Here is a 22,359-nt window from a genome sequence, read left to right as displayed (position 1 = left end):
AGGCGTGGATCAGCCCTTGTAGGCCTCGATCACGTCGTCGAGCGTCCGCAGGCCGGCACGCGGGGCATTGACGAGGCAGGCCATGTTGCCGGGCGGATGCTGGTTCTTCCACATCTTGGTGTGGGCCGCCGGGATCTTCTCCCAGGGGAACACCTCGCTCATGCACGGGTCGACGCGCTGATCCAGAACGAACTGGTTGGCGGCCGAGGCCTGCTTGAGGTGGGCGAAGTGCGAGCCCTGGATGCGCTTCTGCCGCATCCAGACGTAGCGGGCATCGAAAGTGATGTTGAAGCCGGTGGTGCCGGCGCAGAATACGATCATGCCGCCACGCTTGGACACCAGGGTCGAGACCGGGAAGGTCGCCTCACCCGGATGCTCGAACACGATGTCGACGTCGTTGCCCTTGCCGGTGATGTCCCAGATCGCCTTGCCGAACTTGCGGGCTTCCTTGAGCCAGACGTTGTATTCGGGGCTGTTGACCTTCGGCAGCTGGCCCCAGCAATCGAAGTCCTTGCGATTGATGACGCCCTTGGCGCCGAGGCTCATGACGTAGTCGCGCTTGCTCTCGTCGGAGATCACCGCGATGGCATTGGCGCCGGAGGCCGCGCAGAGCTGCACGCCGAACACGCCGAGGCCGCCGGAGGCGCCCCAGATCAGCACGTTCTGGCCCGGGCGCACCGTGTGCGGCGCATGGCCGAACAGCATGCGGTAGGCGGTGGCGAGGGTCAGGGTGTAGCAGGCACCCTCTTCCCAGGTGAGGTGCTTGGGGCGCGGCATCAGCTGGCGCGACTGCACCCGGCAGAACTGCGCGAAAGAGCCGTCCGGGGTCTCGTAGCCCCAGATGCGCTGCGAGGGCGAGAACATCGGATCGCCGCCGTTGCACTCCTCGTCGTCGCCGTCATCCTGGTTGCAGTGGACGATGACCTCGTCGCCGATCTTCCAGCGCTTCACCTTGGCGCCCACCGCCCAGACGATGCCAGACGCATCGGAGCCGGCGATATGGATATCGCCCTTGTGGACGTCGAACGGCGAGATCGGCTCGCCGAGCCCGGCCCAGACGCCGTTGTAGTTCACGCCCGCGGCCATGACGTAGACGAGCACTTCGTCGTCGCCGATCGACCAGGTGGGGACCACTTCGAGCTGGAACGACTCTTCCGGCGGCCCATGCCGCTCGCGCCGGATCGCCCAGGCGTACATCTTGGCGGGCACATGACCCAGCGGCGGAATCTCGCCCATCTCGTACAGGTCTTTGCCGCCCACCGGGCTCAACGCAGCGCTCGCAGCCATTTCGGCCTCCCCGTCAGTCTATTGTCGTGCGACCCTATATCGGCGAACCCGGAACCCTCCAAGGCCCCAGAAAGGCCAAGAATCTTTCCCGCTGCTTTGAAAAAAGTTCCGACCGGCTCAGACTCGGCACGTATTCAATATTCATCCTTACCGCCGTCGAAGACGAGACGCGACGCGACGCGACGCCGGGGCGATCAGCCCTTGGCGTCGTCAGTGGATTTCATGGCTGGCCCAAGAATTATTTCACGCATCCTGAGGTCGGCAGGGCCGGCAAACGCGCCGGTGCCGGATGACGTGCGTCGGAGGCTTGGCTAGGGTGCCGCCCAACAGGCGGCGTCTCGTGCGCGGCATGACACGATCGAGACGGAGCCACCCGAATGAGTGCGAACCCGGCCCCCGCAGAGGTCAAGCGCGACAAGCCCTGGATCATCCGGACCTACGCCGGACATTCCAATGCCAAGGAATCGAACGCGCTCTATCGCGGCAACCTCGCCAAGGGCCAGACCGGCCTCTCGGTGGCCTTCGACCTGCCGACGCAGACGGGCTACGACCCGGACCACGAACTCGCCCGCGGCGAGGTCGGCAAGGTCGGCGTCTCCATCGCTCACCTCGGCGACATGCGGATGCTGTTCGACAAGATTCCGCTCGCCCAGATGAACACCTCGATGACGATCAACGCCACGGCGCCGTGGCTGCTGTCGCTCTACCTCGCGGTGGCCGAGGAGCAGGGCGTGCCGTTCTCGGGGCTTCAGGGCACCACGCAGAACGACATCATCAAGGAATACCTGTCGCGCGGCACCTACGTGTTCCCGCCCGCCCCCTCGCTTCGCCTGACCAAGGACGTGATCCTGTTCACGACCAAGGAAGTGCCGAAGTGGAACCCGATGAACGTCTGCTCCTACCATCTGCAGGAAGCCGGCGCGACGCCGGTCCAGGAGCTGTCCTACGCACTCGCCATCGCCATCGCGGTGCTCGACACCGTGCGCGACGACCCCGATTTCGACGAGGCGAGCTTCGCCGACGTCTTCAGCCGCATCTCGTTCTTCGTGAATGCTGGCATGCGGTTCGTCACCGAGATCTGCAAGATGCGGGCATTCTCGGAGCTCTGGGACGAGATCGCCCAGGAACGCTACGGCATCACCGACCCGAAGAAGCGGATCTTCCGGTATGGCGTTCAGGTGAACTCGCTGGGGCTCACCGAGCAGCAGCCCGAGAACAACGTCCACCGCATCCTCATCGAGATGCTGGCAGTCACGCTGTCGAAACGCGCCCGCGCCCGTGCGGTGCAATTGCCGGCCTGGAACGAGGCGCTCGGCCTCCCCCGGCCGTGGGACCAGCAATGGTCGATGCGCATGCAGCAGATCCTCGCCTTCGAGACCGATCTCCTCGAATACGACGACATCTTCGACGGCTCGAAGGTCATCGATGCCAAGGTCGAATCCCTCAAGGCCGAGACACGCGCGGCCCTCGAACAGATCGGCAGCATCGGCGGCGCGGTGGCGGCGGTGGAGACAGGCGCGCTCAAACGCGCGCTGGTGGAGTCCAACGCCAAACGCATCTCGGCCATCGAGGCCGGCGATCAGGTCGTGGTCGGCGTCAACAAGTTCCAGGCGGGCGAGCCATCGCCGCTCACCGCCGGCGAAGGTGCGATCTTCACCGTCTCCGAGACGGTCGAGATGGAGGCCGAGCAGCGCATCCGCGAATGGCGCTCGAAGCGCGACGACAAGGCCGTGGAGAAGGCCCTCGCTGATCTGGAGGCGGCAGCCCGCTCGGACGCCAACATCATGCCTTTCTCCATCGCGGCGGCGAAGGCCGGGGTCACCACCGGTGAATGGGGCACGCGCCTACGCCAGGTCTTCGGCGAGTATCGTGCGCCCACAGGCGTCGGCCTCGACACGGTCTCGTCGGGCGCCGCCGACGAAGCCAAGCTCCTCATCGCCGATCTCGGCGAGCGGCTGGGCGAGACCCCGAAGCTCGTGGTCGGCAAGCCGGGCCTCGACGGTCACTCCAACGGCGCCGAGCAGATCGCCCTGCGCGCCCGCGACGTCGGCTTCGACGTGACCTATGACGGCATCCGTCAGACCCCAGCGGAGATCGTCGCCAAGGCCAAGGAGACCGGCGCCCACGTGGTCGGCCTGTCGATCCTGTCGGGCAGCCACGTACCGCTGGTGCGCGACGTCAAGGCGAAGATGCGGGAGGCCGGCCTCGACCACATCCCCGTGGTCGTCGGCGGCATCATCTCGCCGGACGACGAGCTGGTCCTGAAGAACATGGGCGTGACGGCGGTCTTCACCCCGAAGGACTACATCCTCGACACCATCATGATCGGTCTCGCCAAGGTGGTGAACCGGGCGCTCGACAAGCAGGCGGCAGACAAGGCCGATGGCGTCGGCCGCCGCGCCGAGGGCGCCGAGAAGGTGTTCTAACCAAGCGGCGCAGGCTGCGAGTTCGACCTGATCGCGGTGCCGCGTCAGTGGCCTCGAAAGAGATCTCCTGTTCGCAGTGCGATCATGGAAGCGCTCCTTCGAGGCCGCCGCTTCGCGACTGCACCTCAGGACGAGGAGGAGTAGGAGGTCGGGACGGCACGGTCAGCGACTGTCGTGCGCGTCAGGAGCCCAGGGCGCGTCCGTCGAAGGTCTTTTCGGATCGGCAACCCAATCCGGCCCCTCCTCAGTGCACGACCTGACGCGCTGAACCTTTCCGTCGGCAGCAAGCTTCCCTTGCCAACAGAAAAGCCGGATAGGGGCCAGCCGGCTCCTCACCGCCCCCCCCGAAAACCACCACTCCGCATGGTCCTCGCGCCGCTCATCGCCGTTCCGCTCGCCGCAGGCCTGAGCGCAGCCCTCATCGTGGCCTTTCGGCCGTGGCTGCAGCGTTACGCCCTGGCACGGCCGACCGCCCGCTCCAGCCATACCGTGCCGACGCCCCAGGGGGCAGGCATCGCCATCGTGCTGGCGGTCCTCGTCACGGCAGGCGCCGGACTGTCGGTGGCGGGAGTCGGGTTTGAGGCGATGGAAGCGCTCGTCCTCGCCCATGCGGTCCTCGCCCTCGCCATTGTCGGCGCCGTCGACGACATCCGGCCGCTGCCGGCCTCCTTGCGCCTTGGGGCGCAGATCCTCGTGGTGGCAGGCCTCGTGGCGGCGGTCGGCGGGCGGTTGCTTCCTGAAATCCCATTGCCGCTGGAGCGCGGTCTCGCGATCCTGGCCGGCGTCTGGTTCGTCAACCTCGTCAACTTCATGGACGGGCTCGACTGGATGACGGTGGCGGAGATCGTACCGGTTTCTGGCGCGCTGATGCTCATCGGTATGGTGGGTGGGGTGCCGTTCCTGCCGATGCTGGTAGCCGCCGTCCTACTCGGGGCGATGCTCGGCTTCGCACCCTTCAACCGGCCTGTGGCCCGGCTCTTCCTCGGCGACGTCGGTTCGTTGCCGATCGGGCTCCTGGTCGCGTGGCTGCTCTACCGGCTCGCCCTCGAGGGGGCGTTGGCCGCCGCGATCCTACTGCCGCTCTACTATCTCGCCGATGCGAGCTTGACGCTGGCCCAGCGCGCGGCTCGGCGTGAGCCGGTCTGGCAGGCCCATCGCAGCCATTACTACCAGCGTGCCACCGCCAACGGCTGGTCGGTGATCGCGGTGGTGACGCGGGTCTTCGCTTTGAACCTTGCGCTGGCTGCACTGGCCGCCGTCACCTTGCTTTGGCCGTCCTGGCCCGCCACCGTCGGAGCGGGGGCGTTGGGTGCTGGCCTCGTCACGAGGGTGCTGCGCGATTTTGCGCGCGGCCGCCAGCCCGGGCAAGACAAGGGAAGGCTCGTCCGTTGAGCACCAAACTCATCGCATTGACCGGGGCCACCGGCTTCATCGGGCGCCATCTCCTGCAGGCATTGTCCGCGCGGGGGTTTCGGGTTCGCGTCCTCCTGCGGCGGCCGGTGGAGGTGCCGGAGGGCGCCAGCGGCGCCGTGGTCGGCGATCTGAGCCGGCCGATCAACATGGCTGCGGCGTTGGCGGGCGTCGATGCCGTGGTCCATTCCGCGGGTCTCGCCCACGCCATGTCCGGCGCGCCGGAGGACGATTATCGCAGCTCCAACACGCAGGCGACCCGCGGGCTGGCGGAGGCCGCAGCGCGAGCCCGGGTCCAGCGCTTCGTCTTCTTGTCGTCGATCCGGGCACAGACCGGGGCATTCGCCGACGGGATCGTCACGGAAGCCGATACGGCGGCGCCCACTGACGCCTATGGCCGCTCGAAGCTCGCGGCAGAGGAAGCCCTGGCGGAGATCGGCCTCGACTGGGTCGCCCTGCGTCCGGTGCTGGTCTACGGGGCCGGTGTGAAGGGCAATATGGCGGCCCTGATGCGGCTGGCCCGCACGCCGTATCCGCTGCCCCTCGGCAGCCTTGCCGGGCGCCGCTCTCTCGTCTCGGTGGAAAGCCTCGCGGAGGCCGTCGTCACGGTCTTGAACGCACCCGACCGGATCGCAGGGCCGCTCATCGTGGCGGAGCCGGAGCCGTTGACGCTGCCCGAGATGATCGGCGCTCTGCGGTCCGGGCTCGGGCGAAGCCCCGGAATCGTGCCGATGCCGCAGGCCTTGCTGAGATGGGGCTGCCGGATCGCCCGGCGCGACGAGATGTTCGAACGCCTGTCCACCAGTCTCGTCGCCCGTGCCGATGGCCTCACTGAGCTGGGCTGGCAGCCTCCGATAAGGCCTCGCGATGGGCTCGCGGCCCTGACGCGACCCATCGGGTCCCGCCCATAAAAAAGGCCCGGCTCGAAAGCCGGGCCGACCTCTTTGTCCGATCGGTCCGATCAGCGGCGAACGTCGATCACATCGCCCGAACGGCTGTCGAGGATGACACTAATGTCGTCGCCGCGACGATCCGAACCACGCACCATCATCCGGGGACCGCGACGGTCGACGCCGTCCACGTCGACCAAGCCCTCGCGACGGGCGATGCGCGCGGCGTCGCCCCGGCTGAGTTCGCTACGCGGCGGACCACGATCGTCTAAGCCGCGGCGATAGCCGGGATCGACCTGTACGCCGCCGGGTCCGATGGAGATACCCTGCGCAAAGGCGGGGGCGGCACCGAGGCCGATGCTCATCACCAGCGCTGTACCGGCCATTATCTTGGAAATCGTCTGCACATAAACCTCCTCGCATGGACGTCGAGACACACCGCGAACGCGAAACACGCGTCGTCGTGTCCATGATCAGCGCCTCAATGGCGAAGCGCAGCCGTTGGTTCCCCAAACTGAGGGGTGAGAACAGCGCACCAGAACGGAGAGTTCCCCCGGCCGATCCCTGAAATGGGGCTAAAACGTCGGTGCCGATGCGAGGCGAGGGGGCGCAGCAGCCACCACGCTCGCCTCTTGCCCAGGGCCACCGGCTCGATGCCTGAACTCCGGGATCGCCTCGTCGAACACGGACTCGGCCGCCGCACGATCCTGCACCGCCACCGCTCGGCGGAGACGGTCGATCCAGCCCTCGAGCACCGGTCTGTCCGCGAAGACCGGTTTGGCCGCCATCACCCCGTCGATTCCGTCGAGGGCCACGCGCGGCTCCTCCTGCCCGAACAGGATCTCGTTGAGGCGCTCCCCGGGCCGCGACCCGGAGAAGACGATCTCGATATCCTCGCCGGGCTCGAACCCGGCGAGCCGCACCATGCGCTCGGCGAGTTCGCGGATACGGACAGGCTGGCCCATCTTGAGCACGTAGACCGCGGCACGCTGATCCGAGGCCGACTTCGTCTCGCGCGCCTCGCGATCGGCGTGCGATGCCGCGGTCAGGACGAGGTCCGCCGCTTCGCGCACCGTCATGAAATAACGGACCATGTCCGGGTGGGTCACAGTCACCGGGCCGCCCCGCGCGATCTGCGCCTTGAACACCGGAACCACCGAGCCGACCGAGCCGAGGACGTTGCCGAAGCGTACCGCTACGAGCCGCGTCGGGTGCGCGGCGCCGCCGGCGGCCTGCTCGGCATCGAGGGCCTGGGCGACCATCTCGGCGAAACGCTTGGTGACGCCGAGTTGCGACACCGGCTCGATCGCCTTGTCGGTGGAGATCATCACCATGGCGCGGGCGCCCACGGCCACGGCAGCGTCCGCGACATTGATCGAACCGAGCACGTTGGTCTTGATGCCCTCGGTCCAGTCACGCTCGAGATAGGGCACCTGCTTCAGCGCAGCGGCGTGGAACACGTAATCGGGCCGGAACGCTGCGAAGACTGCGTGGAGGCGCTCTCGGTCGCGAATATCGGCGAGAACGCCCGTCACCTCGGCCTCGGACTCTGTCACGGTCGGCTGGCTCAGGATGCCGTGCAAGGCCGGTTCCGAACTCTCTAGGATCAGAACAGCGGAAGCGCCGAAGGCGACGGCGCGGGCGCAGATTTCGGAGCCGATCGAGCCGCCGCCGCCAGTAACGATGACCCGGCGTCCCGCGAGGAACCGCTCCAGGCGCGGCCGGTCGATGGCCACCGTCGGCCGGAGCAGAAGATCCTCGATTTCGAGAGGTGCGAGTTCGGTGTCGCGCGTGCCTTCGCCGAGGCTCGTGACCCGGGAAAGGGGAAGTCCGAGGCGGCGGGCACGGGCGATAAGGGCATCGGGCTCGGCCTCGGGCGCCAGCGCGCTCGGCACGGCGACGAGGCGACGTACCGGCGTGCCCTCCTCCGCCAGAGCCGCGACCACCCGTTCCAGATCCACAAATCCGCCGAGTACCGGCACGCCGCGCATCATCTGCCCGGTCTCGTCGGCGCGCGGCGAGAGGATGCCCTTCGGGCTGAGGCGCTTGACCGAGCCGGCCTCGATGGCCCGGACCAGGAGCTCGATATCGGTGCCGCGGCCGAGCAACAGGGTCGGCGTCGTGGCGGCCTTTGCGTGGGTCTGACGCGAGCGGGTGTATTTCAGGTAGCGAAAGGCCAGTCGCGGGCCGCCGAGCAGGAAGACCTGCAGTACCCAGTACAGGGCGATGGCGATCTTTCCGAAGAAGTAGAAGCCGTACATCGTCGATGAGACGAGCACGTAGTCGAGGATCAACAGCGTCATCGCGAGGACGCTCGCCGCCCGTACGATCCCGGCGAGATCGGGCAGCGAGGCGAAGCGCCACTTGGTCCGGTAGAGCTTGAAATAGCCGTAGGTCAGCCCGGCGAAGATCAGGAACGGCGGCAGCAGCAGCGGCAATGCATGCAGCCGCTCCGCGAGGAGATCGCCGTTGAACCGAAATACGAAGGTGAGAATGACGGCGAGGGCCGTCGCCACGAGATCGTGGACAACCATCACCGCCGTCTTGAAAGTCCGCTTCTGCATGGGCTCCGGGTCCAGGGGCTCCGGGACCGGGCGGGTATCGGCACCGGCCGTCCGTCTGTCAACGCGACGGCTGCGGTGGTCAGGTCACCCAGCATCCCGCCCGCAGGACCGCATCGTCGGTCTCGTCGATGGTCGGAGAATTTGGCGAAGGGCATATCCCGCTCGTGGGGGGCACGATCACGCGTCGTCCGGTCACGGGGTCAGTCGGCGGGACGCGCAGCCTTGCCGGAGAGTGCCACGTAGAATCCGAGACCGTCGCCGGCCGGCAGGGTCTGCAGCCGATCGACGAGGCCCTTGCGCTTGGCGTCGAGAAGGAGGCGACCGATCGGCTGAAACAGCGTCTCGCCTCCGCCTTCGGGCGGCGGGTCGAAGCGGATCGCCACGGTCTTGCCCTTACCGAACCGGCTCCGCTCCAGCATGTCGTTCAGAGACGCTTCGGCGGTCGGGCGGTTGGTCCCGCGCAGGTCGAGCACGGATTCGGCATCGGTGACGCCGAGGGAGCCACGCAGCTTGTCGGCGTAGAAATCTTCGAAGTGGGGCAAGGGCAAAACCTTGAATGGGCGCGCCGGGTGTTGCGCAGGTCTAAGAGACGATGTCGGTGTCGAAGTGGCGGGCCGCAACCGACCCGCCGCATTCCATCAGGTCGAGCATGCCGTCACCGGACGAAATGTCGATGCCGGACCGGATGCAGCACCGCGCCGTACCTCCTCTTGAGCGATGACAAGGATCCGGTCCGACGAAGGAATGGTCGGGAGCCGAGGCGCCTCAGTTACGCGCAAAACCGGAATCGGCGCCAGATCGACGGTGGTAGTACTCGGGATGGCAAGATCGGACAGGGTGCGGCGATCGATCGGCGCGCAGGGCTCGTCGTCTGGCCGCTCCGCGACCCAGCCGGAAGAATCGGCGACGTTCCTGCGGGTCTCGCGTCGCGCTGCGACGGCCATGTCTGTCTCTCCCGACCGAAGCCAGGATGGTAGCATTCCGGGAGCGACCTGCAACGGCGGCGCTCGACTCCGTTGCAGAACACGATGCCGCCTCGGCTGTGCGAGTAAACGCGCGCGCGGCGTGCCGCCCGATGAGATCGGCGACGATCGGCAGATAGCGCGCAGCGGGCGATGACAGTGCCCGTCGAGAGATTTCCGATGCGCGTCGCCGACCGGGCCTTCGCTTCAGACCCGTGCCGGTCACCGTCCATGCGTCACTGCAAAGTTGCCGCCCGAGCTCACGCGGACGGCATCGCTCGCGCTGCGATCAGCCTTGAACCAGCACGTTGCGGAACTGCCAGGGATCGGTCTCGTCGATGTTCTCCGGGAACAGGCCGGGACGGCCGGTGAGCGGAGTCCAGTCGGTGTAGACGCCGACGACAGGGCCGAGATACGGCATCTGCACTTCGAGGCAGCGGCGGAAATCCATCTCGTCGGCCTCGACGATGCCGGCCTCCGGATTCTCCAGAGCCCAGACCATGCCGGCGAGCACGGCCGAGGTCACCTGCAGGCCTGTGGCGTTCTGGTAGGGGGCGATACGGCGGGTCTCCTCAATGGAGAGCTGCGAGCCGAACCAGTAGGCGTTCTTCTCGTGGCCGTAGAGCAGGACACCGAGCTCATCGATGCCATCGACGATCTCGTTCTCGTCGAGGATGTGGTGCTTCTCCTGCACCGCCGCTGCCTTACCGAACATCTCGTGCAGGGACAGCACGGCGTCGTTGGCCGGGTGGTAGGCATAATGGCAGGTCGGGCGGTAGGCGGCGCGCTCGCCTTCGAGCACAGTGTAGTAATCCGAGATCGACACCGCCTCGTTGTGGGTCACGAGGAAGCCGAACTGCGCCTGCGCGGTCGGGGTCCACGAGCGCACGCGGGTGTCGGCGCCGGGCTGCAGCAGGTAGATCGCGCAGCGCGAGCCCTTCTCCTGATCGCGGGCGTTGTCCGGACGCCAGGTCTCGTGCGTGCCCCAGCCGAGTTCGGCCGGCTGGTTGCCCTCGGAAACGAAGCCTTCCACCGACCAGGTGTTGACGAAGACGCCCATGGGCTTGGGGGTCTTGGCGCGCTGGGTGTCGCGCTCGGCGATGTGGATACCCTTGACGCCGACCTCCTGCATCAGCTTCGCCCAGCCGGCGCGGTCCGTCGGCTCGGCGGTGGTCAGACCGATGTCGCCGGCGACGTTGAGGAGCGCCTGCTTGACGAACCACGACACCATGCCGGGGTTGGCGCCGCAGCAGGAAACCGCGGTTATGCCGCCCAGGCTCGCGGTGCGGGCGTCGAGGATGTCCTGGCGCAGCGCGTAGTTGGTGCGGTCGCCCTGGCTCTTGGTCTTGTCGAAGTAGAAGCCCGGCCAGGGCTCGGCCACGGTGTCGATGTAGAAGGCGCCGAGTTCCCGGCACAGTTCCATGATCGCGCGCGACGAGGTGTCGACCGAGACGTTGACGCAGAAGCCCTGTCCACCGCCCTCGGTGAGCAGCGGAGTGAGGATTTCGCGGTAGTTGTCCCGGGTCAGCGCCACCTGCTCGAAGCGTAGGCCGTGCTTGTCGGCGAGGTCCTTGTGCGCGTCGGAGGGCTCCACCACCGTGAAGCGCGCCTTGTCGTACGCGAAGTGGCGCTCGATCAGGGGCAGGGTGCCGCGGCCGATGGAGCCGAAGCCGATCATCACGATGGGGCCGGTGATGCGGCCGTGGACAGGCCAGGAAGTGGCGGCTTCGGTCATGCGATGACGATCCTTCTCGATGCGTCGCTGATATCTGCGAGCGACCGACGTCCTTAGTCGGCGGAAATGACGAGCGAGCGACGGGCTAATGCCGTCCCCGTCGTCGCGTGGTCGCGTCGTCTTCCAACGTCAGCCGGGACCACTTGAGGCGAAGGCGCTCTAGTGGCCGCTGGCGGGATGCGGGTCAACCATCGGACAATCACGGCCGCCCCGACGAAAGCGAAAGGCTAACAAGGATTAAACGCCCGCATGTCCCCAATGCAGGGCGCAGTCCCACCAGATGGCGTTGCGAGCCTCTGTCGCCGAGCCGATATTGCACTGCAACAAACCACGAGGAAACCGTCACCCGACGCCACGGATTTCAGCCCATGCTCGCCTTTCTCGTTTCCAACTTGCCCCGCCCCGCCGACGAGCCGCTCGATCGCGATCCCGGCGTGATCACCCTGGCCGCCACCGTCCTGCGTGCCATCGGTCGTCAGCACGACGCCGCTTTCCAGCGTCGCTGCGATCTCGCCGCCAAGACCGCCCGCCACACCGACGCTTGATCGAACTGGCACTTGATCGAACTTGCGCCTGATCGAACCGACGTCAGGCTACCCGTCGTCGCGACGCCGCAGCGGCGTCGGCGACGGCTGGCAGACCGGTCCGGTCGAAGACGCCGCTCGCCCGCAGGACGCCTCTGGCGCCGTCGAGCGCCCCCCTGCGCAGTTCGAGGCCGAGAAAGCGTTTGCGCTCGAATGGGCCGGGCATGAACAGCCCTTCGACGATCCCCTGCGCAAAGCCGAAGCGGGCATAGTAGGGCGCATCGCCGACCAGCACCACGCCGCCGTGACCGAGCGCCTGCGCCCGCTGCAGGGCCGCCCGCATGAGTCTCCCGCCGAGGCCGCAGCTCTGTAGCGTCGGATCCACTGCGATTGGCCCGAGCAGAAGCGCGGCGCGGCCAGCCCCCGCCTCAACATGCCAGAGCCGCACGGTGCCGATGGTCCGGCCCTGCCGTTCTGCGATGAGGGCAAGCCCCCACGCGGTCAGACGGCCTTCGCGCAGACGCTCAGAGGTCTTCATCAGTCGGCTGTCGCCGAAGCAGGTGTCGAGCAACCGGTCGCGGGCGACGTGATCACCCGGCCGTTCATCGCGAATCAGAACCATGACTGCACCCTTCCCGAGCGTTGGGCAGGCGACGCGACGATCCTCGCGTCCGACCGGGTTGGGCCGTTCGTCCGGGGTGAGTTGGGGACTATGCCGCGCCCGCGTCGAAGGCGGGCGCGCGACGGTCTCGCACGGATCAGATGACGTATTGCTGAAGGGGCGGGAAGCCGTTGAACGCCACCGCCGCGTAGGTGGTGGTGTAGGCGCCCGCGCCTTCGATCAGCACCTTGTCGCCGATGGAGAGCGAGACCGGGAGCGGATACGGCACCTTCTCGTAGAGCACGTCGGCGGAATCGCAGGTCGGGCCGGCGAGCACGCAGGGGGACATCCGATCCCCGTCATGGTCGGTGCGGATCGCGTAGCGGATCGACTCGTCCATGGTTTCGGCGAGGCCACCGAACTTGCCGATATCGAGATAGACCCAGCGCACCTCGTCCTCGGCATCGGACTTCTTCGAGACGAGAACGACCTCGGCCTCGATCATCCCGGCATTGCCGACCATGCCGCGGCCCGGCTCGATGATGGTCTCGGGCAGGTGGTTGCCGAAATGCTTGGTGAGCGCCCGGAAGATCGCGTCGCCGTAGGATTCCACGCCCGGCACCGCCTTGAGGTACTTGGTGGGAAAGCCGCCGCCGAGATTGACCATCGACAGGGCGATGCCGCGCTCGGCGCAGGCATGGAAGATCATCGAAGCGGAGGCCAACGCCCCGTCCCAGGCGCCGACATTGCCCTGCTGGGAGCCGACGTGGAACGACACGCCGTAGGCGTGCAGCCCCTGCCGGCAGGCGTGCTCCAGCACGTCCACCGCCATCTCCGGCACGCAGCCGAACTTGCGGGACAACGGCCATTCCGCCCCAGCCCCATCGCAGAGAATCCGGCAGAACACCTGGACCTCGCCGGCGACGATGCCGGCCGCTTCGGCGGCGCGCGCGATCTTCTCGACCTCGGCCTCGCAATCGACGGCGAACAGGCGCACGCCGAGCTTGAGGGCGCGGCCGATGCAACGCTCCTTCTTGATGGTGTTGCCGAAGGAGATGCGCTCGGCGGTGGCGCCGGCGGCGAGAGCCATCTCGACCTCGACCACCGAGGCGGTGTCGAAGCACGAGCCCATCTCGGCCAGGAGGCGCAGCACCTCGGGAGCCGGGTTCGCCTTCACCGCGTAGAACACGCGGGTGTCCGGCAGTGCGCGGGCGAACGCGGTGTAGTTGTCACGGACGACGTCGAGGTCGAGCACCATCACCGGGCCCTCGTCCTGGCCCATGTCGCGGCGTGCGCGCAGGAAGTCGCGGATGCGATCGGTCATGACGTTTCCAACCCATGGGTTCGCAGGCGCCCGTTCGCGGGGACGCGTTGTCGAATGTCAGGACGACGTGACGTCGTCCGGCGTCTGGGGTCATGCGACGCGTCGCGCGGCGTGCTGTGGAGACACGACGTCGAACACGGGCGCGAGAACACCCGGAAGCTGCCTTGGATTGGAAGGGAGATCCCCACCGCACGCCGGGCAAAGAGAAACAAGCCTCTTCGGTGCCGGCCTTTGGAGGGCCGACGAGACCAAAAAAGCCCGTTCGTCGTTGCTTTAAGCTGCGTCCCCCGTGGAGAGCGGGGTTCGCCGGTTTCGCCTCCGGCTGCCGGTTGTTGTCGGGGTCCGGTGTTGCCACCTGGATGCCGGCCGGAGGGAATCCACCCTATCGACCATCGATCCTTTAAGACCCCTGGCGGCTGTCCGGCAGTTGGCCGGATGCCCACCAACCGACACGCGGCCACAGGCACGTGCGAAATTGGGCAAGTGCGATATACGGGCAGGGCCTTCCGGCCACAAGGAAAAACGCGGTTTTTCCACGCGTGATCCCGTCGCAGTCTCTGTTTGTTGCACAAACGCCGCGCTCACCGCAGCCGCCCCTTTCCAAGCCGCTGCGGACGGGTCATCAAGCGGGCGATTTCGCAGAAGACGGTCTCACCAGAGCGCAGGATCATGACAGAGCTTCACCGTCGCGCCGTCGTCGCGGGCCTCGCGGCCACTGCGCTGCTGCCGGCCCTGGGCGAGGCCCAGGACGGACGGCCCAAGCCGTTCGGGTTCGAGGACGTGGAGCGCCGCGCCCGCGAGCTCGCCAAGTCTCCCTACGATGCGCGCATCCCCGCCCTGCCGGCGCCCATCGCCAAGCTCGACTACGATGCCTGGCGCGACATCCGCTTCAAGCCGGACAAGGCGTTCCTCGGCGCCGAGGGCAGCCCGTTCCGCCTTCAGCTGTTCCACCTCGGCTTCCTCTACAACCGGCCGGTGACCGTGAACCTCGTGCGCGGCGGGGTGGCGACCCCGATCGCCTACCAGGCTAGCCTGTTTGACATGGGCCGGACCAAGGTCGACAAGCCGCTCCCCGTCGACCTCGGCTTTGCCGGAATCCGTATCCACGCGCCCCTCAACAAGCCGAATCTCCTCGACGAGTTGATCGTGTTTCTCGGCGCGAGCTACTACCGCTTCCTCGGCCGCGACGAACTCTATGGGCTCTCGGCGCGCGGGCTCGCCCTCAACGTGCCGGGCGAGGGCGGCCCGGAGGAATTCCCGGTGTTCCGCGAGTTCTGGGTCTCGGTGCCCGAGAAGACCGCCGAATCCCTGGTGATCCACGCGCTCCTCGACAGCCCTTCGGTCACCGGCGCGTTCCGGTTCACCGTGGATCCGGGCGAGTCCACCAGCGTCTCGGTCCGCGCGACCCTCAACCCGAGGGTCGATCTGGCGGCGGTCGGCCTCGCGCCGCTGACGTCGATGTACTTCATCGGCGAGAACGACCGCCGGCATTCCGACGATTACCGGCCGGAACTCCACGATTCGGACGGGCTGCAGATCGCGGCGGGCAGCGGCGAATGGCTCTGGCGCCCCCTCGACAATCCGGCCGGTCGTCGCATCTCCACCTTCGCCGACCGCGATCCGAAGGGGTTCGGGCTGATGCAGCGCGACCGAAGCTTCGGCAGCTACCAGGATCTCGAAGCCGCCTATCACCGCCGCCCCGGCTATTTCGTCGAGCCGGACGGGGCCTGGGGGGAGGGCGCGGTGATGCTGATGGAGTTGCCCACCGACACCGAGACCAACGACAACATCGTGGCGTGGTGGCACCCCAAGGAGCCCTATCCGGCGGGTGAACCGGTGACGTTGTCCTACCGGGTCCGGGCCATCGGCGCAGAGGCGCTGCATCCCGGTGCGCGCGTGGTGAACACCTTCGCCGCCGCCACCGTCGCCAGCGGCACCGCGAAAGGGGACGAGACCAAGGGGGCGCTCAGCCGCCGCTTCCTCGTCGATTTCGCCGGGGGCGACCTCGCCTATTACCTCGCCGATCCGAGCCGGGTGGAGGTGGTCGCCGGAGCCTCGGGCGCCCGGATCACCGCGACCTCGATCATCCCGAACCCGCAGACCGGGGGCCTGCGTGCGGCCATCGACGTCACCGTCGAGGCCATTGGCCAGACGACGGACCTGCGCGCCTTCCTGAGGGCCAATGGCCGGGCGCTGTCGGAGACCTGGGTCTATCCCTGGACCGCCGCGTGAGCGTCACGTCGCACAAGTCCGAGGCGCCGGCCGCCATCGCGATTCGCCCGGCGGTCCTGGCCGACCTCGACGCCCTCGTGGCGCTGGAACACGCCGCCTTCTCGGGCGACCGGGCCGAACGCCGGGCGATCCGCCACGCGATCCGCTCGGCCAGCATGAGCCTCCTGGTGGCGCTCACCGAGGACGATACGGGCCGCCCCATGCTGGTGGGCGCCGCCACCCTGGAGCGCCGCCGCGGCAGCCTCAATGCGCGACTCTCCTCCATCGCAGTCTCGCCGGCCCGTGCCGGCTCGGGCCTCGGCGGCCTCGTCCTCGACGCCGCCGAGGCCGACGCGAAACAGCATGGCTGCAGCCGCCTGCGCCTCGAAGTCCGGGGCGATAACGGCGCCGGCATCCGCCTCTACGAGCGCCGCGGCTACGTGCGCTTCGCGGTGATCCCGGATTACTACGAGGACGGGATGGAGGCTTGGCGCTACGTCAAGGTTCTGTGAGGGCCAACGCGCCGGTCTTTCAGGTTGCGCGAGCCGCGCACCCGCCCACCGTCTCATCCCTCGATGCGTGAGAAATCCGCGACTTCGCGGGTCGCCGCCCGCAGGGCATTGAGCAGGGCGAGGCGGTTTTCGCGCAAGGCGGGGTCTTCGGCATTCACCGTGACCTTTTCGAAGAATGCGTCGACAGGCGCGCGCAGGCTCGACAAGGCCTGCATGGCGCCGGCGAAGTCTTCCCGTTCGACGGCGGTCGAAGCCGCCTGACGCGCGCTGGCGAGGGCGTCCGACAGGGCCCGCTCCTCGGGTTCGCCCCGCGCCGCCAGGGATGCATCGGGCGCGGCCTCGTAGGAGCGGCCGTCCTTCTTCTCCTCGATGCGCAGGATGTTGGCCGCGCGCTTGTAGCCGGCGAGCAGGTTCCTGCCGTCGTCGGTTTCGAGGAACTTGCCCAGCGCCTCGACCCGGCGGACGACCATCAGCAGATCGTCCTGACCGGGCAGGGCGAAAACGGCATCGATCAGATCGTGACGGGCGCCTTGATCGCGGAGGTAGACCTTCAGGCGGTCCGCGAAGAAGGCGAGGAGATCGCTACTCACTCCCTTGCGGACGTCTTGCTTCACCTTGTCGGACTGGAGACCGGGTGAGGTTTCCGCGACTTCGGCATCGTGTCCATCGACCTTCGTCACGGCCTGGACCAGCGCCATGCGCCCGACAATGATCGGCATCAGGCGAAGGCGGGCCTCCTCGTCGAGGATCAGCCGGATCACGCCCAAAGCCGCCCGCCGCAGAGCATAAGGGTCCTTGCTCCCTGTCGGCTTCTCGTCGATCGCCCAAAAACCCACCAGCGTGTCGAGCTTGTCCGCCAACGCCACCGCCACCGAAACCGGATCGGTCGGCACGCGGTCGGACGGTCCCACCGGCTTGTAATGCTCCTCGATGGCTGCCGCGACGCTCGGGTGCTCTCCCTCCAGCGTCGCGTATTTACGGCCCATCAGGCCCTGTAACTCCGGGAATTCGCCGACCATTTCGGTAACGAGGTCGGCCTTGGCCAGCCGCGCGGCGCGCTCGGCGAGGTCCGGGTCGGCGCCGACCAGGGGCGCGAGTTCGCGGGCAAGCGCCGCGATGCGCTGGACGCGCTCGCCCTGCGTCCCGAGCTTTTCGTGGAACACGATGGAATCGAGCTTCGGCAACCGATCCTGCAGCTTGATCGCCTTGTCGGTCTCCCAGAAGAATTTCGCGTCCGAGAGCCGGGCGCGCACCACACGCTCGTTGCCCGCCGTGATCGCGAGGCCACCGTCGCTCGCAATGAGGTTCGAGACGAGGACGAAGGCCGGCGCCAGACATTCGGCGCCGGGCTCGCGCAGCACGAAGCATTTCTGGTTGGCGCGGATGGTGGCGCGGATCGCCTCGGCCGGGATGTCGAGGAAGGCGGCGTCGAACGACCCCATCAGCACCACGGGCCATTCGACGAGGCCGGCGACCTCCTCCAGCAGGCCGTCATCCTCGACCAGCTCCAGGCCCCGGGCGAAGGCGAGGTCGCGGGCATCGTGCAGGATGATGTCCTTGCGCCGGTCCGCGTCGAGCACGACCTTGGCCCGCTCCAGCGCCGGCACGTAATCGTCGAAGCGGCGCACCTCGATCGCCTCGGGGGCCAGGAAGCGGTGGCCGTAGGTGGTGGTGCCGGCCACGATCCCATCCACCGCGAACGGCACCAAATCGGGCGTCTCGGTCTCGGGACCGAAGGTGGCGACGATGGATTGCAGCGGGCGCACCCAGCGCAGGGCGCCGGGTTGGGCCGAGGCCTTGCCCCACCGCATCGATTTCGGCCAGGGGAAGCTCTTGATGATGGCGGGCAGGATTTCGGCGAGCACGTCGAGGGTGGAGCGACCCGGCCGCTCGATCACCGCGACGTAGAACTCGCCCTTCTTGGGGTCCGTGACGATGGTCGCCTGATCCAGGCTGGCCAGCCCCGCGCTCTTGAGGAAGCCCTGGACCGCGCCGTCCGGCGCGCCGACGCGCGGACCCTTGCGCTCCTCGCGAACGTCCTGGCCGCGCGCCGGCAGGCCGGCGACATGAAGGGCGAGGCGGCGCGGCGTGGCGAAGGCCTTGGCGCCCTCGTAGAGGAAGCCGCGCTCCACCAACGCATCGGTGACGAGCTTCCTCAGATCCTCGGCCGCACGCCGCTGCATGCGGGCGGGAATCTCTTCGGAGCGGAGTTCGAGGAGCAAATCGGGCATGGCGTGGCAATAAGGCCGCTCGCCGGGGGTGTCGAGAGGCCGCGCATGCCCGCGCGCATCACCCCGGAATCGCGAGACAGGCGGCACCGAGCGCGATGGCGAGGCAGCTCGCGATCCGACGCGGCGTCAGGCGCTCGCCGAGGGCGATCCAGCCGATCAGGGCGGCGAACACGACGCTGGTCTCGCGCAAGGCCGACACTGGCCCCATGGCGTCGCGCTGCATCGCGGCGATGACGATACCGTAGGCGACGATCGAGACGAGCCCGCCCGCGAGTCCGGACAGCGTCTGCCTCCGCGAGACAGGCGGAATGCCGCCGGCCCGCACCACGACGATGAGCGGCAGGACGAGGCACCAGCCGAGCGACATCGCGGCGGTGTAGGCTACGGGATCACCGGCGTGACGGACCCCGATCCCATCGACCACCGTATAGCCGGCGATGAACACGCCCGTGAGCAGAGCGGCCGGCAGGGTGCCGAGCCGGATTCCGCCCCGCGCGAGTGCCAGCGAGACGATGCCGCACGAGACCAGCACCACACCGATCCCGGCGGCAAGGCCGAGCGTCTCGCCCGCGACGAGGGCGGCGGCCAACGCCACCAGGGCCGGCGAGACGCCACGCGCGATCGGGTAGGTCTCGCCGAGGTCGCCCGAGCGGTAGGTCGCGGTCAGCGCGAACATGTAGCCGATATGCAGGACTCCAGACGCCGCGGCGTAGGGCCACGACGCCCGGTCCGGGGCCGGCACCGCGAGGAGCACGAGGGCCGAGACCGCCGCCATCGCGAGGCACATCAGGGCCGACGCCCAATGCCGGTCCTGGCCGCCGAGCAGCAGGGCGTTCCAGCCCGCATGCAGAAAGGCGGCGAACAGGACCGCGACGGCGACGCCGGGCGTCACCGGCCAGCGCCACAACGCGAATTCGGGCGATCGGACGCCGCGATCAGCGCGCCTCGCCCTTCAGGATCGTGGAGAGCCGCCAGCGCGCCTTGGTGAGGGCGCGCACGTCCTCCACCAGCCAGCGGCCGTTTTCCTTGACCAGGTCGTATCGGATGTCCTGGGCGGAGAAATTGCGGAAGCGGGCCTGGACCTCAGCCCGGGTCTCGTCGTTGGCGAGGGTCGTCACGGTCAGGGTCTTGGCCCAGTCGTCCTCGGTGTCCTGACCGTTGACGTGATAGGCGAAATCGAGCCGGCCCATCTCGCCCTGGGCGTCCTTGCGGTCTTTCTCGAACAAGGCGCGAAGGCTGCGCGCGTGGAAGCGCCACACCGTGATGTCGTCGGCCGCGTAGAGTTCGCGCACGGTCTCGGCCGGGTCCGTGGCCGATTGCGCCAGGGCAGGCGAGGCGGCACACGCGAGGAGCAGAGCAATGCCGAGCATCAGCCGCTGGCGAAACGCGCTCATGCGGCACCGCCGCCGGCCGTCTTCAGCCACGCCGCGCCGCAGGCCTTGGCGAGCTCGCGCACCCGCAGGATATAGCTCTGGCGCTCGGTCACCGAGATCACCCCGCGGGCATCGAGCAGGTTGAAGACGTGGCTCGCCTTGATGCACTGGTCGTAGGCCGGCTGAGCCATCTTATGGCGTTCTGTCTCCGAAGCCGGGGCACCGGCGTCGAGGTAGGTCCGGCAGGCCTTCTCCGCGTCGGTGAACTGGCGAAACAGCATCGTAGTGTCGGCCGCCTCGAAGTTGTGACGTGAATATTCCTGCTCGGCCTGGAGGAAGACGTCGCCGTAGGTGACCTTGTCGTCACCCTCCGCTCCATTGAAGTTGAGATCGTAGACGTTCTCGACGCCCTGGACGTACATGGCGAGGCGCTCGAGACCGTAGGTGAGCTCGCCCGCAACCGGAGAACATTCGAAGCCGGCGACCTGCTGGAAGTAGGTGAACTGGCTCACCTCCATGCCGTCGCACCAGCATTCCCAGCCAAGCCCCCAGGCGCCGAGCGTCGGACTCTCCCAGTCGTCCTCGACGAAACGGATATCGTGCAGCTTGAGATCGACGCCGATCGCATCGAGGGAGGCGAGGTAGAGTTCCTGAAGGTTCGGCGGGTTCGGCTTCAGGATCACCTGGAACTGGTAGTAATGCTGCAGACGATTGGGGTTTTCGCCGTAGCGGCCATCCTTGGGCCGGCGCGAGGGCTGAACGTAGGCCGCCTTCCAGGGCTTCGGCCCGAGCGCCCGCAGGGTGGTGGCCGGATGGAAGGTCCCGGCGCCGACTTCCATGTCGTAAGGCTGCAGGATGACGCAGCCCTGCGCGGCCCAGAACCGCTGCAGCGTCAGGATCAGGCCCTGGAACGAGGTTTTGGGCGCGAGATCGACGGCGCTCGACATGGGCAATCCGGTCCGTGAAGGGGCGGCCAGCGTTTAAGAGCCGGGTCGAGGGTGTCAAGCGAGCGAATTGCGACGCTTCCGGTGTGCCAACACACACAATTTCGCCACGATCGGATTTAGGGCCGGAACTGTCTCGCTTGCTGCCAAGTTTATGCAGCAATCAAGGGGTCGACACCGTCGTCACCGACGGTCGAACAGTTCGGAACATCGCGCCATGCGCCAGTCTCTCACAGTCTTCGCCGCCATCGTTGCCGCTTCCCTGGTCGCGACGCCGCTGGTGATTACCGCGTCGAACGCTCTGGCGACCCCTGATCATTCCGACAGCGTCCAGATGCCGGCAATGGTGACTCCGATCGACGTCGTCACGGTGCCGGCGCCGGTCGCGACCGAGACCTGCTCGCGGAAGGTTCGGGTGGTCTATGCCGGCTACGGCGCGAAGGCCGACGGCTGCATACGCTGAAGCGATCCGCTTACAGGCCGTAGCGCGCCCACAGCGCTCGGTCCTCCACCGCCGCGAGGGATTCGGCCGCGAGCCCAGTGGCGGTGCTTCCGGGTGCCGCTCGGCGCAGCAGACGGGCGACGAAAGACCCCTGCTTTTCCGCGATGAACCTGAGTTCGACCTTGTCGCCATAGCGCTCCCGTAGGGTCGCGCGCGCATCGCCCAGAGCGTCGACGAGGCCCAGGCGCAGACCCTGACGGCCGGTCCAGACGGCGCCGGTGAACAGGTTCTCGCCGTTCGGGTCGATGCTTGGACGGCGTCCCTTCACCAGAGTCGTGAAGAGGTCCTGCACATCGGCCTGGATCGCCTTGAGGCGCACGACGTCGAGAGGGTCTTCGGGACGGAAGGGGTCGAGCATCCCCTTGGCCTCGCCCTGGGTATGGACGCGCCGGTCGATGCCGAGCCGGTCGATGAGCTTGTCGAAACCGAAGCCGGCCGAGACCACCCCGATCGAACCGACGAGGGAGGTCGGGTCCGCGATGATCTCGTCCGCCGCGCAGGCGATCATGTAGCCGCCGGATGCCGCGATATCCTCCACGAACGCGATCACCGGCAGCTTCTTCTCCGCGGCCAGCGCCCGGATTCGCCGATGGATGAGATGGGACTGCGCGGGCGAGCCGCCCGGTGAATTGATCACCAGAGCGACCGCCGCGATCCCCGGCATCGCGAACGCGCGTTCCAGGCTGCCGGCCACACCGGCGATGGACAGCCCGGACCGGAACGGCGACACCGCGCCGATGGCGCCGCTCAGACGAATCACCGCGACGCGGGGCCTGGATTTACGCCACCGCCGGGGAAGGAACGCGCGCAGTCGGGCCGGAATCGTGATCGGCATGGGCTCTCGTCTTCACGGGGACAATCGG

Annotated in this window: 20 protein-coding genes; 7 read left to right on the top strand and 13 right to left on the bottom strand. The window is 67.7% G+C overall.

Annotated features, from left to right (window positions below):
• Window positions 1-9: 9 nt before the first annotated feature.
• A complete protein-coding gene (ccrA, locus tag G3T14_RS07870; RefSeq protein ID WP_163641728.1) occupies window positions 10-1,287 on the bottom strand; it encodes a crotonyl-CoA carboxylase/reductase in 1,278 nt (425 codons plus the stop codon).
• 377 nt (window positions 1,288-1,664) lie between these two features.
• On the opposite strand from ccrA, the gene G3T14_RS07865 reads away from it, so the two are divergent.
• The 3 genes from G3T14_RS07865 to G3T14_RS07855 all read left to right on the top strand — a co-directional run bounded on the left by G3T14_RS07865 (window position 1,665) and on the right by G3T14_RS07855 (window position 6,034).
• On the top strand, window positions 1,665-3,713 hold the full coding sequence (locus tag G3T14_RS07865; protein ID WP_163641727.1) for a protein meaA: 2,049 nt from the start codon (window positions 1,665-1,667) through the stop codon (window positions 3,711-3,713).
• A gap of 363 nt (window positions 3,714-4,076) precedes the next feature.
• A complete protein-coding gene (locus G3T14_RS07860) occupies window positions 4,077-5,105 on the top strand; it encodes a glycosyltransferase family 4 protein (protein ID WP_163641726.1) in 1,029 nt (342 codons plus the stop codon).
• Window positions 5,102-6,034, top strand: a complete 933-nt coding sequence (locus G3T14_RS07855) for an NAD-dependent epimerase/dehydratase family protein (protein ID WP_163641725.1) — start codon at window positions 5,102-5,104, stop codon at window positions 6,032-6,034. The genes G3T14_RS07860 and G3T14_RS07855 overlap by 4 nt, the downstream gene beginning before the upstream one ends.
• A gap of 50 nt (window positions 6,035-6,084) precedes the next feature.
• On the opposite strand, the gene G3T14_RS07850 is transcribed toward G3T14_RS07855, so the two are convergent.
• From G3T14_RS07850 to G3T14_RS07830, 5 genes are all read right to left on the bottom strand, one after another.
• Entirely contained in the window at window positions 6,085-6,468 is a 384-nt protein-coding gene (locus G3T14_RS07850; RefSeq protein WP_204262710.1) for a PepSY domain-containing protein, read from the bottom strand.
• 120 nt (window positions 6,469-6,588) lie between these two features.
• On the bottom strand, window positions 6,589-8,577 hold the full coding sequence (locus G3T14_RS07845; RefSeq protein ID WP_163641723.1) for an SDR family NAD(P)-dependent oxidoreductase: 1,989 nt from the start codon (window positions 8,575-8,577) through the stop codon (window positions 6,589-6,591).
• 200 nt (window positions 8,578-8,777) lie between these two features.
• Window positions 8,778-9,119, bottom strand: coding sequence for a hypothetical protein (locus G3T14_RS07840; protein WP_163641722.1), 342 nt, complete (start codon window positions 9,117-9,119; stop codon window positions 8,778-8,780).
• 96 nt (window positions 9,120-9,215) lie between these two features.
• Entirely contained in the window at window positions 9,216-9,521 is a 306-nt protein-coding gene (locus G3T14_RS07835; protein WP_163641721.1) for a hypothetical protein, read from the bottom strand.
• A 307-nt stretch (window positions 9,522-9,828) separates the two neighbouring features.
• Window positions 9,829-11,274 carry a saccharopine dehydrogenase NADP-binding domain-containing protein gene (locus tag G3T14_RS07830; protein WP_163641720.1) on the bottom strand — a complete coding sequence of 482 codons (1,446 nt, stop codon included), beginning with the start codon at window positions 11,272-11,274 and terminating at the stop codon, window positions 9,829-9,831.
• A gap of 368 nt (window positions 11,275-11,642) precedes the next feature.
• Here G3T14_RS07830 and G3T14_RS24670 point away from each other — a divergent pair, with 368 nt between their 5' ends.
• Entirely contained in the window at window positions 11,643-11,819 is a 177-nt protein-coding gene (locus G3T14_RS24670; protein ID WP_204262709.1) for a hypothetical protein, read from the top strand.
• A 43-nt stretch (window positions 11,820-11,862) separates the two neighbouring features.
• Here G3T14_RS24670 and G3T14_RS07825 read toward each other — a convergent pair whose 3' ends face one another.
• Window positions 11,863-12,420 carry an N-acetyltransferase gene (locus tag G3T14_RS07825; protein WP_163641719.1) on the bottom strand — a complete coding sequence of 186 codons (558 nt, stop codon included), beginning with the start codon at window positions 12,418-12,420 and terminating at the stop codon, window positions 11,863-11,865.
• A gap of 136 nt (window positions 12,421-12,556) precedes the next feature.
• Window positions 12,557-13,723 (bottom strand): type III PLP-dependent enzyme, encoded by a 1,167-nt coding sequence (locus tag G3T14_RS07820; protein ID WP_163641718.1) that lies wholly within the window; start codon window positions 13,721-13,723, stop codon window positions 12,557-12,559.
• Between the two features lie 669 nt (window positions 13,724-14,392).
• On the opposite strand from G3T14_RS07820, the gene G3T14_RS07815 reads away from it, so the two are divergent.
• Both G3T14_RS07815 and G3T14_RS07810 read left to right on the top strand, forming a co-directional pair.
• Window positions 14,393-15,955: a glucan biosynthesis protein G gene (locus tag G3T14_RS07815; protein ID WP_163641717.1), complete on the top strand. Its 1,563-nt coding sequence runs from the start codon at window positions 14,393-14,395 to the stop codon at window positions 15,953-15,955.
• Window positions 15,952-16,446 (top strand): N-acetyltransferase, encoded by a 495-nt coding sequence (locus G3T14_RS07810; protein WP_348645232.1) that lies wholly within the window; start codon window positions 15,952-15,954, stop codon window positions 16,444-16,446. Before G3T14_RS07815 ends, G3T14_RS07810 begins: the two co-directional genes overlap by 4 nt.
• Window positions 16,447-16,499: 53 nt before the next feature.
• Here the strand turns inward: G3T14_RS07810 and glyS are convergent, their stop codons facing one another.
• From glyS to G3T14_RS07790, 4 genes are read right to left on the bottom strand one after another with little or no spacing between them, the layout of a single operon-like run.
• Window positions 16,500-18,677: a glycine--tRNA ligase subunit beta gene (gene glyS, locus G3T14_RS07805; RefSeq protein WP_163641716.1), complete on the bottom strand. Its 2,178-nt coding sequence runs from the start codon at window positions 18,675-18,677 to the stop codon at window positions 16,500-16,502.
• 58 nt (window positions 18,678-18,735) lie between these two features.
• Window positions 18,736-19,584: an EamA family transporter gene (locus tag G3T14_RS07800; protein WP_246733049.1), complete on the bottom strand. Its 849-nt coding sequence runs from the start codon at window positions 19,582-19,584 to the stop codon at window positions 18,736-18,738.
• Window positions 19,585-19,612: 28 nt separating this feature from the next.
• Window positions 19,613-20,071, bottom strand: coding sequence for a DUF3828 domain-containing protein (locus tag G3T14_RS07795; RefSeq protein ID WP_163641715.1), 459 nt, complete (start codon window positions 20,069-20,071; stop codon window positions 19,613-19,615).
• A complete protein-coding gene (locus G3T14_RS07790) occupies window positions 20,068-20,997 on the bottom strand; it encodes a glycine--tRNA ligase subunit alpha (RefSeq protein ID WP_163641714.1) in 930 nt (309 codons plus the stop codon). The genes G3T14_RS07795 and G3T14_RS07790 overlap by 4 nt, the downstream gene beginning before the upstream one ends.
• Window positions 20,998-21,211: 214 nt before the next feature.
• Between G3T14_RS07790 and G3T14_RS07785 the strand changes: the two genes are divergently transcribed.
• Window positions 21,212-21,457 (top strand): hypothetical protein, encoded by a 246-nt coding sequence (locus G3T14_RS07785; protein ID WP_163641713.1) that lies wholly within the window; start codon window positions 21,212-21,214, stop codon window positions 21,455-21,457.
• 10 nt (window positions 21,458-21,467) lie between these two features.
• Here G3T14_RS07785 and G3T14_RS07780 read toward each other — a convergent pair whose 3' ends face one another.
• A complete protein-coding gene (locus G3T14_RS07780; protein WP_163641712.1) occupies window positions 21,468-22,331 on the bottom strand; it encodes a S49 family peptidase in 864 nt (287 codons plus the stop codon).
• Between the last annotated feature and the right edge of the window lie 28 nt (window positions 22,332-22,359).

It is taken from the genome of Methylobacterium sp. BTF04 (genome assembly GCF_010692745.1).
Classification (GTDB): domain Bacteria; phylum Pseudomonadota; class Alphaproteobacteria; order Rhizobiales; family Beijerinckiaceae; genus Methylobacterium.
This window is presented reverse-complemented; position numbering and strand designations above follow the sequence as displayed.